The organism is Aeromonas sp. R7-4 (assembly GCF_040908055.1).
GTDB classification, from domain to species: domain Bacteria; phylum Pseudomonadota; class Gammaproteobacteria; order Enterobacterales; family Aeromonadaceae; genus Aeromonas; species Aeromonas sanarellii.
In genome coordinates this window covers 1-8625 of record NZ_JBFODA010000020.1, presented here as the reverse complement: position 1 = coordinate 8625, position 8625 = coordinate 1, and the positions used below count along the sequence as shown (strand labels likewise).

Genomic DNA, 8625 nt, shown 5'->3' with positions numbered 1-8625 from the left:
GCTGAATGATGCCGCTGATGGGCTGCTTGTCATCGGACTCTTTCATGGCTTGCAGCAGCTTGTGCTTGAGCATCCAGGCGGTGTCATATTTGACGTCCAACTGGCGCTTTAGCTCCATCGCTGACAAGCCAGTTTTGGTCTGTGACAGCAGGTGCATCGCCAGAAACCACTTGGTCAGTGGGAGTTTGGTGTTTGCAAAAATCGTGTTTCCAGTCAATGACATCTGGTGACGGCAGTTATTGCATTGCAGCACGCGTGGCCGACTTTTCAGGCGACAGCAGGTCTTGTTGGCGCACTCAGGACAGATGAAACCGTTCGGAAAACGCCAAGCGAGCAGCGCGTTTTCGCACTGCGCTTCAGTGCCATAGTCCTTGAAAAAATCAAACAGGCTGTAGCCTTTCTGGAATTGGACTTTGCTTTTGGCCATGATCTCGCACCTCAGTAACTGTACGTAAGATCAGTATAGCTCGTGGTGACTGCTAATCATGGGTAATCAGGAAATATATTGAGGCCATATCTAGTGGGAAGATTGGGCTTCAAGATAGAAAAGATGAGTTACTAGATAGCCTACAAAACTTCATCAATCATAGCGGTGCAGTGGCAAGGTACTTCTACCCATCCTATGGTGGCATGAAGAAAGAAAAGAAGGATATTCATCAAAAACGTGCAACTTTTTTGCGCAGAGTTTTTGGTGTGGATGAAAAGAGTCCTCTTTATGATAAGAAATTACGAAATGCCATAGAGCATTTTGATGAGAGATTAGGGAAGGTGCGAATAAGTCATATGGCACGAGAGCATTTACTGGTAACCCATTGATATTAAATGACTAAAATTTTCATTTTTTGTTCTTGGGATACTTGTTCGCACTTTCCCTGGGTGATGAGGTTCTTGGAGTAGTCGACCAGCATGTCGCCACCGAAGGTGGTGGAGAATTTGTTGAAGCGTTCGGCATCGGCGGCAAACAGATCCTTCAGCTGCCGCTCCTTGTTGGCGGCGAAGTGGGCTTCCAGTGCCTTCCAGGCCTGGGTCTGGGTCGGGTTGATGTTTTTCATTATTGCATGGGTTCCTGTGTTATTTGGAGATAGGCGCGATTATCGATGTGGAAACAAGCGTCAGCCGTAGCTGGCAAATTCGGCCACGGCCTGTGCTGTCTGGGCATTGGCAAGGTATTGAGTCAGCAGGGCTGGACTGACGGTCAGATCGTGGGCGCCGGCCAGCAGGGCCTGGGTCAGCTGTTCGGGGATGGCGAACGAGGCGGCCACTATCCGAGCGGGCAGTTGCTGCCGCTCCAGCAGCTCCCGCAACCGGCCGATAACGCGCTGGAAGTCGCCGCCTTCACGGTCGATGCGGTTCACGTAGGGGGCCAGGTAGTCGGCACCTTCCCGGGCGGCCAGGAAAGCCTGCCGTTCACAGTAGATGGCTGTGGCGCAGATGGCGCCGCTGGCGTCATCGGAACGCTTCAGCTGGTGGATGGCGGTCAGGCCGGCCGGTGACACCGGGATCTTGCAGTAAACTGCGCCCCAGCGGGACCAGAGCTGTCTCGCCTGTGCCACCATGCCGGCCGTATCGGTGGCCGTCACCTGCACAAACAGTTGGTGAGGGCGATCAAAGCCCAACGCCCTGGCTTGCCCGATGAAGTCGTCGGCCTTGATCCCGGCCTGGGCCAGCAATTTGGGGTTGCAGGTGATACCGTCCAGGCTGAGCTGGTGCACCCAGGGGCGTAATTCTTCGATGTTCGCTGAATCCAGATACAACATGAGCACTCCTTCAGTGTGAAATGCGGCATCTCCGCCCTGTCGAGGGTGACCCGTAGCTCCAGGGGGCAATCATATTGCCGCTGTTCGTCTCGTCTTTGACTGCTGTCATTCCCTAGCGGGTCCATGTGGCGCGGGCGAGACCATCCCGCGCAAGCCAGAAAGAATTTTCAACTTTCCCTGTTTACAAAGAAATGAAAACCAAGATCATTGATTTTGAAAATCAGATCAACAGTTTTTTATACATTTCGTATCTCTGCGGTGAGGCTATTGCTGTCATTCCTGCGCTCACGGGCGGCGAACTCGCTCAGTTCGTGCCAGGTCAGAACGATCTAAACCGGATCGCGGTCCAGGCTAGGTTGCTAACGGTTATCGATATGCCGCAAAAATAAGCGTGATCTGAATCACCAATTTAAAGCGCGCACAAAATAAAGCATATATAAAACAGTAGGATATGTTTAATTGCGCCCGAGGTGCCATTGTGCGGCCGCGATGTGTGTATGGGGAGGGAGGGGCAGTTGGGGCGCCTCAGGGAGTGGGGATGTCGTTGCCCCGTTTGAAAACCAGCGAAGCAACCGTAGCGGGAACAGGCATTCTAGGCTGGACAAAAAACGCCAACTTGGTCACATTATGAAAACCAAAATTAGCAAAGTGACGTTCAGTGTGAAAATATCAACTTACCGGGTCGCCAGCCAAACACGATAAGCGAACAGCTGCAACCTGGAACCAACCGCACGTCCGGCACCTTATCAACGGCAGGACGTGTCCCCTTCACAGATGGAGTCAACTTGAGGACTACACCATGGATGTAATTATTCATGCAGCGGAATGGTTCATTGCACTATTCCAAAAAGGCGGAGACGTCTTTGTCGGCATGGTTACCGGCATACTGCCGTTGCTGATCTCGCTGATGGTGGCGATGAACGCCCTGATCCAGTTCATCGGACAGGAGCGGGTGGAGCGCCTGGCTGCCAAGAGCGCCGGCAACCCGGTGTCCCGCTACCTGATACTGCCGGTCATCGGCACCTTCGTGTTCATGAACCCCATGACACTGAGCCTGGGTCGCTTCCTGCCGGAGCGTTACAAGCCGTCCTACTACGCAGCCGCATCCTACAGCTGTCATTCCATGAATGGCCTGTTCCCGCACATCAACCCCGGTGAATTGTTCGTCTATCTGGGCATTGCCAATGGCCTGACCACGTTGGGCATGCCGCTGGCTCCCCTGGCCATCAGCTACCTGCTGGTCGGTATGGTGAGCAACTTCTTCCGCGGCTGGGTGACCGACTTCACTACCGCCATGGTGGAAAAACAGCAAGGCGTTCGCCTCAGCACTGACGTCCACATTCGCGTAGCCGAGTAAGCCAACCAGGAGCAGACATCATGGCAAATTCATTGTACATCACCAAAGGCAGCGGCGGCTGGGGTGGTCCTCTGACCATCGACATCGAGCCGGGCAAGAAGGTCCTCTACATCACCGCGGGCACCCGACCGGACATCGTGGACCGCATGGTCGAACTCTCCGGCATGGAAGCGGTGGACGGTTTCAAGACCTCCATCCCGGATGACGAGATCGCGGTCGCCGTCATCGATTGCGGTGGCACCCTGCGTTGCGGCCTCTACCCCAAGAAGCGGATCCCGACGGTGAACATTCACTCCACCGGCAAGAGCGGCCCGCTGGCCAACTTCATCGAGGAGGATATCTATGTCTCTGGCGTGCAGCCGGACAACATCCAGCTGCAAGCCCAGGCCGGGAATGCGCCTAGCCAGCCGAAACAAGCGGCGAAACAAGAAGCGCCGCAATATGACAGCAGCAAGAAGCTGAGCGAGCAGAGCGACAGCCTGCTGGCCCGCATCGGCATCGGCATGGGCGGGGTGATGTCCACCTTCTTCCAGGCCGGCCGCGAAACCATCGATACGGTGCTGCGCTCCATCCTGCCCTTCATGGCGTTCGTGTCCATGTTGATCGGGGTCATCCTGGCCTCCGGGGTGGGTGATGTGATTGCACAAGCCCTGATCCCGCTGGCCAAGAGTCCCGTTGGCCTGATGACCCTGGCGCTGATCTGTTCCTTCCCGTTCCTGTCACCCTTCCTTGGCCCGGGCGCCGTCATCGCGCAGGTCATCGGTGTGCTGGTAGGGACCCAGATCGGTCTTGGCAACATTCCGCCGCACCTGGCACTGCCGGCCCTGTTCGCCATCAATGCCCAGGCTGCCTGTGACTTCATCCCGGTAGGTCTGAGCCTGGCCGAAGCCAAGCCGAAAACAGTCCAAATCGGGGTGCCGTCCGTGCTTTACTCACGGTTCCTGACCGGAGCGCCGACCGTACTGCTGGCCTGGCTCGCCTCCTACTTCATCTACCAATAACGCTCAAACGAGGACTGAAATGACTATGTTGTACCAAACCCAAGTGACCAAGATCGGCGAGTTTGCTGCCGAAGCCCTGGATGACAACATGATGATACTGTTCGATGACAATGCCCCGGCAGACGTAGCGGACTACTGCTACATCCATCCGCACGCAGCGCTGTTGGATGACATCAAGGTGGGAGGGGATTTCGTTCTGGGTCAGACACGTTTTCCCATCACGGCGGTAGGCGACGTAGTCAACCAGAACCTCGGCGAATTGGGTCACATCACCATCCGTTTCGATGGCGCCGATGAAGCGGAATACCCAGGAACCGTGCATGTGAGCGGCACTTGCCCGACAGTCCCGGAACTGGAAATCGGCACCGAAATCACGTTTGAACTGAACTGAACAATCAAGACTCACGCTCCCCCTGCATCATTGAGTTAGCGGCTCGAAGCAGGGGGGCGCGAGATACAGCAATCGAGGAGAGTAACATGTCAAAAGTAGCACTGGTAGTTGGCGGCGGTAAAAGTCTGGGCGCCTTCCTTTGCAAGGGGCTGGCCGAGGCCGGCTATCGGGTGGCAGTCGCAGATATGGACGCCGACAGCGCCAAGCTCACCGCCAGCGAAATCGCCGAGGTGCATGGTGCTGAGAACGTGATGGCCGTGCAGGCCAATGCCACCCAGGAAGCGGATGTGCAGCGCATGGTCGGTGCCGTCGATGATCGCTTCGGGCGCATCGACCTGCTGGTCTACAATGCCGGCACGGCGACCGCGGCCAAGATCGATCAGTTCCCGTTGGATGCTTGGTACCGCTCCATCGAGGTGAACCTGACCGGTTACTTCCTGTGTGCCCGTGAGGCTTCCAAGGTGATGATCCGCCAAAATGGCGGCCGCATCATCCAGATCAACTCCAAGTCCGGCAAGGTGGGCTCCAAGCACAACTCCGGCTACTCGGCAGCCAAGTTTGGCGGTGTCGGTCTGACCCAATCGCTGGCGCTGGACCTGGCCGAGCACAACATCACCGTCCACTCCCTGATGCTGGGCAACCTGCTCAAGAGTCCCATGTTCCAGTCCCTGCTGCCGCAATACGCGAAAAAGCTGGGCATCCCCGAGGATCAGGTGGAGCAGGTCTATATCGACAAGGTGCCGCTCAAGCGTGGCTGCGATTTCCAGGACGTACTGAACGTGCTGAAGTTCTATGCCAGCGACGAGGCCAGCTACTGCACCGGCCAGTCCATCAACATTACCGGTGGTCAGGTGATGTTCTAGTGGTCAGGTGATGCTCTAGTTCCAACTGTGTGGGAAACTCCTGAGAACCTAATCTTTTGGCAGTGTGTCGTACACTGCCTTTTTTCATTGTGAGGTGCTAAATGGATGCCATTAATCTTCTGATCGTGTTTGCCCTGGTGGCCTGGGGATTGCAGATCGGCCTGGGCTTTTTTCAGGTACGGGCTTTCAATCGCATGCTGCAGGACATGAGCCTCAAAGGCTCGGTGAAGATCGGCCGCACGGCCTCCCGCTGGCGCCCGCGCACCCTGGTGGTGCTGGCCCATGATGCCAACGGCGTGATTGTCGATGCCAAAATCATGCGTGGCCTGACCATCTTCGCCAGACCCCAGACGCTGGACACTCTGGTGCATGCCCGTATCCCGCTGACCGAGCGACAACTGGCCGAACTGGCACCGCCGGTACGCGAAGCGGTAACCTGCGCGCTGTCAATAAAATGACAATTCGGTTGTCATATAATTTTCATTATGAAAATTTCAGTGTACATTCTTAGGAAATGAAGCCTATGGCTTTTTAAATTCAGCATATAGGGATTCAGGTATGTCCATTGAAACTCGTCGAGAAATGTTGATGCGTTATCTGCGCGAACATGGCAGAACGTCAGTCAACGATTTGGCCGCCCATTTCAACATCACCGGCGCCACGGTGCGCAGCGATCTGCGGCATCTGGAGCAGGCCCAGCTGGTAGTCCGCCGCTATGGCGGCGCCGAGGCGTTCACCCAGCCGGCGCTGGAAGATCACTCCATGGACGAGAAAACCGTGCTCAATCTGAACACCAAGCAGCGCATCGGCGCCAGGGCCGCGAGCCTGGTCCGGGATGGCGAGTCCATCATTCTCGACAGTGGCAGCACCACCCTGCAGATGGTGCCCTGGCTGGCAGAGCGGGTAGCGCTGACGGTGATGACCAACAGCCTGCACATCATGAATGAAGCAGCGGCGCTGGACAGCAACGTGACGCTGCTGATGCCGGGTGGCACCTACCGCAAACGCTCCGCTTCCTTTCATGGCAGCCAGGCAGAGCAGGCCTTTCGCGTATTCACCTTCGACAAGTTGTTCATCGGCGCCGACGGCTTCGATGTCGAGCAGGGCACCACCACCTTCAACGAGGCATATCAGGTGAGCCAGGCCATGTGCCAGGCGGCACGGCAGATCATCGTGGTGACCGACTCCAGCAAATTCGGCCGCAAGACGCCCAACGTGGTGGTGCCCATCGACAAGATCGACATCATCATCACCGACAAGGGCATCAGCGATGCTGACCGGCAGGCGCTGGAGCAGCATGGCATCCAGGTGGTGCTGGTCTGAACTCCCCCCAATCCCCAGAGGTTCCCTTCGTCATGCGTGAACAGATCCAGCGCTACGCTCATGAAACCCTGAGTATCGAACTGGCCGAGGCACAAAGGCTGTGCTCTCGGCTCAATGATTCCTTCGTCTCGGCCTGCGAGGCCATCCTTGCTTGTACGGGCAAGATAGTGGTCACCGGCATCGGCAAGTCCGGCCATATCGGCAAGAAGATTGCCGCGACCCTGGCCTCGACCGGCTCGCCCGCCTTTTTCGTCCATCCCGCCGAGGCGCTGCATGGCGATTTGGGCATGATCACCAAGGGGGATCTGGTCATCATGATCTCCAACTCCGGCGAGGCCGGCGAGTTCAAGACCATGCTGCCGCTGCTCAAGCACAAGGGTCTGGTGGTGATCGGTTTCACCGGCAAGCTCGACTCCTATCTGGCGCGACAGGCCGATCACGTCATCGACATCAGCGTCCAGCAGGAGGCCTGTCCTCTCGGTCTGGCGCCGACTTCCAGTGCCATCAACACCCTGATGATGGGCGATGCCCTTGCCATCAGTGCTATGCGCATTCGCGATTTCAACGAGCAGGACTATGCAGTTTCTCACCCGGGCGGTAGCCTGGGTGCCCGATTGTTGCTACGCAACAAGGATATATTAGACCCTGAGCTACCAATACCAGTTTGTTCTGCAGACACATCCTTGAGGGATGCCATTGTGGCTTTGAGTCGTGGTGGATTTGGGCTAGTAGTGATTAGTAGTGATCAGGGCAGCATCTTGGGAGTTTTCACGGATGGTGATTTGCGGCGCTCTTTGGAAAAAACATTGCCCCTGGATACCTGTGTCACCGAGCTGATGACCCGAACACCGGTGGTGGTCCAAGCGGACGGTCTGGCGGCTGCCACACTGGAACTTATGCACGAACATCGCATCAATGCTGTCCCCGTGGTGTCTGATGAGGCTCGATTGTTGGGGGTGATCAGTATTCATCAGATATATAAAGCTGGTATTCGTTGATGGAGCGAAAGGCGCGAGCCATCATTTTGCTGTAGTTTTCCTGCTAGAGGCTGTCGTCATAAGATGGCAGCCCATAATGCCACGCAGCGGATCCGGACAGCCGCCACGAACGAAGCGGTGTTTTTCGCATACCGCGTGGCTATCCCTCGCCATTGTTTCAGGTGGAGAAAGGCAATTTCTACCAGATGCCTTACCTTATACATTTCCCTGTCGTGCTCTCGCTTTTCCTTACGATTCCGCTTCGACGGGATCACCACCTCCATCCCCTGAGACGCGGCCTGGGCTACCAAAGCGTGGCAAGGATGGTTATTCCGGCATACCTCATCCGCAGACCAAATCTGTGGATAAGGGCAAGCTGCCTGAGAAGTCCAGCGTTGGCGGGGAGCGACTTGCAGTTCTTGGGTATTTCGCACGGTATGAAACTGCGTTGGGTTAATGTTCTGCATCAGCCGAATCTTGCGATTCACCGTGCACGAGTGTTCTGAACTTCGTTAGGGAGGGTGCGAATAAGCACCCTCCACAACGAAACTGAAAAAATTAGTTTATTAAATTCAAATGCTTACAAAGGCGCATTTTTATGTTTGGTCACTTATTCGCACCTTCCCCAGGTGCTCACAATTGGCCTCCTTGACCGCTTTGAAACAGGCCAATCCATCGGATATCACCGCGCTACCACTGGCAATATGCCGTTTTGCCCAATCAGCAACGGACTTGGTTTTGAAACCATCGACCACCGTCATCCGCATCTTGATTGGATGTCCTTCCTTGTTCAGGGCCACTGCTGCCACAAACGGCGTCTTGCCTGCCGCGCCCCGACCCCGTTTGCCACCACGGCGCTCGCCACCCCAGTAGACATCATCGAGCTGAATGATGCCGCTGATGGGCTGCTTGTCATCGGACTCTTTCATGGCTTGCAGCAGCTTGTGCTTGAGCAT

At 56.0% G+C, this 8625-nt stretch carries 10 protein-coding genes and 4 pseudogenes; 9 read left to right on the top strand and 5 right to left on the bottom strand.

The window, feature by feature from the left end; translation table 11 throughout:
• Positions 1 to 427 (bottom strand): annotated as a pseudogene (locus AB5Y72_RS03760) (IS1595-like element ISAeca5 family transposase); the annotation flags it as partial.
• 203 nt (positions 428 to 630) lie between these two features.
• Between AB5Y72_RS03760 and AB5Y72_RS03755 the strand changes: the two are divergent.
• Positions 631 to 816: a hypothetical protein gene (locus AB5Y72_RS03755; protein WP_368198610.1), complete on the top strand. Its 186-nt coding sequence runs from the start codon at positions 631 to 633 to the stop codon at positions 814 to 816.
• 59 nt (positions 817 to 875) lie between these two features.
• Here the strand turns inward: AB5Y72_RS03755 and pgi are convergent.
• Together pgi and AB5Y72_RS03745 are read right to left on the bottom strand one after the other, a co-directional pair.
• A pseudogene (pgi, locus tag AB5Y72_RS03750) lies at positions 876 to 1052 on the bottom strand (glucose-6-phosphate isomerase); the annotation flags it as partial.
• Between the two features lie 60 nt (positions 1053 to 1112).
• Positions 1113 to 1757, bottom strand: a complete 645-nt coding sequence (locus AB5Y72_RS03745) for a transaldolase family protein (RefSeq protein ID WP_101618233.1) — start codon at positions 1755 to 1757, stop codon at positions 1113 to 1115.
• 191 nt (positions 1758 to 1948) lie between these two features.
• On the opposite strand from AB5Y72_RS03745, the gene AB5Y72_RS03740 reads away from it, so the two are divergent.
• The 8 genes from AB5Y72_RS03740 to AB5Y72_RS03705 all read left to right on the top strand — a co-directional run bounded on the left by AB5Y72_RS03740 (position 1949) and on the right by AB5Y72_RS03705 (position 7690).
• Positions 1949 to 2146 carry a hypothetical protein gene (locus AB5Y72_RS03740; protein WP_104452075.1) on the top strand — a complete coding sequence of 66 codons (198 nt, stop codon included), beginning with the start codon at positions 1949 to 1951 and terminating at the stop codon, positions 2144 to 2146.
• 410 nt (positions 2147 to 2556) lie between these two features.
• Entirely contained in the window at positions 2557 to 3114 is a 558-nt protein-coding gene (gene srlA, locus AB5Y72_RS03735; protein ID WP_043133530.1) for a PTS glucitol/sorbitol transporter subunit IIC, read from the top strand.
• A gap of 20 nt (positions 3115 to 3134) precedes the next feature.
• The gene (locus AB5Y72_RS03730; protein WP_368198609.1) at positions 3135 to 4115 is read left to right on the top strand and encodes a PTS glucitol/sorbitol transporter subunit IIB; all 981 of its coding nucleotides are present in this window, start codon (positions 3135 to 3137) and stop codon (positions 4113 to 4115) included.
• A 19-nt stretch (positions 4116 to 4134) separates the two neighbouring features.
• Positions 4135 to 4506 carry a PTS glucitol/sorbitol transporter subunit IIA gene (locus AB5Y72_RS03725; RefSeq protein WP_043133535.1) on the top strand — a complete coding sequence of 124 codons (372 nt, stop codon included), beginning with the start codon at positions 4135 to 4137 and terminating at the stop codon, positions 4504 to 4506.
• A gap of 86 nt (positions 4507 to 4592) precedes the next feature.
• Positions 4593 to 5369 carry a sorbitol-6-phosphate dehydrogenase gene (srlD, locus tag AB5Y72_RS03720; RefSeq protein ID WP_043133536.1) on the top strand — a complete coding sequence of 259 codons (777 nt, stop codon included), beginning with the start codon at positions 4593 to 4595 and terminating at the stop codon, positions 5367 to 5369.
• Between the two features lie 101 nt (positions 5370 to 5470).
• On the top strand, positions 5471 to 5827 hold the full coding sequence (locus AB5Y72_RS03715) for a transcriptional regulator GutM (protein WP_043133537.1): 357 nt from the start codon (positions 5471 to 5473) through the stop codon (positions 5825 to 5827).
• Positions 5828 to 5927: 100 nt separating this feature from the next.
• A complete protein-coding gene (locus AB5Y72_RS03710) occupies positions 5928 to 6692 on the top strand; it encodes a DNA-binding transcriptional repressor (RefSeq protein ID WP_368198608.1) in 765 nt (254 codons plus the stop codon).
• A gap of 32 nt (positions 6693 to 6724) precedes the next feature.
• Positions 6725 to 7690 carry a KpsF/GutQ family sugar-phosphate isomerase gene (locus AB5Y72_RS03705; RefSeq protein WP_043133539.1) on the top strand — a complete coding sequence of 322 codons (966 nt, stop codon included), beginning with the start codon at positions 6725 to 6727 and terminating at the stop codon, positions 7688 to 7690.
• A gap of 56 nt (positions 7691 to 7746) precedes the next feature.
• Here AB5Y72_RS03705 and AB5Y72_RS03700 read toward each other — a convergent pair.
• Positions 7747 to 7983, bottom strand: a pseudogene (locus AB5Y72_RS03700) (IS5/IS1182 family transposase); the annotation flags it as partial.
• 309 nt (positions 7984 to 8292) lie between these two features.
• Positions 8293 to 8625: pseudogene (locus AB5Y72_RS03695) on the bottom strand (IS1595 family transposase); the annotation flags it as partial.

What these genes read in the sequence shown, in the direction of transcription:
- AB5Y72_RS03755 (WP_368198610.1), top strand. Translation starts at nt 631, where the DNA reads ATGAAGAAAGAAAAGAAGGATATTCATCAAAAACGTGCAACTTTTTTG.
- AB5Y72_RS03745 (WP_101618233.1), bottom strand. Translation starts at nt 1,757, where the DNA reads ATGTTGTATCTGGATTCAGCGAACATCGAAGAATTACGCCCCTGGGTG.
- AB5Y72_RS03740 (WP_104452075.1), top strand. Translation starts at nt 1,949, where the DNA reads ATGAAAACCAAGATCATTGATTTTGAAAATCAGATCAACAGTTTTTTA.
- srlA (WP_043133530.1), top strand. Translation starts at nt 2,557, where the DNA reads ATGGATGTAATTATTCATGCAGCGGAATGGTTCATTGCACTATTCCAA.
- AB5Y72_RS03730 (WP_368198609.1), top strand. Translation starts at nt 3,135, where the DNA reads ATGGCAAATTCATTGTACATCACCAAAGGCAGCGGCGGCTGGGGTGGT.
- AB5Y72_RS03725 (WP_043133535.1), top strand. Translation starts at nt 4,135, where the DNA reads ATGACTATGTTGTACCAAACCCAAGTGACCAAGATCGGCGAGTTTGCT.
- srlD (WP_043133536.1), top strand. Translation starts at nt 4,593, where the DNA reads ATGTCAAAAGTAGCACTGGTAGTTGGCGGCGGTAAAAGTCTGGGCGCC.
- AB5Y72_RS03715 (WP_043133537.1), top strand. Translation starts at nt 5,471, where the DNA reads ATGGATGCCATTAATCTTCTGATCGTGTTTGCCCTGGTGGCCTGGGGA.
- AB5Y72_RS03710 (WP_368198608.1), top strand. Translation starts at nt 5,928, where the DNA reads ATGTCCATTGAAACTCGTCGAGAAATGTTGATGCGTTATCTGCGCGAA.
- AB5Y72_RS03705 (WP_043133539.1), top strand. Translation starts at nt 6,725, where the DNA reads ATGCGTGAACAGATCCAGCGCTACGCTCATGAAACCCTGAGTATCGAA.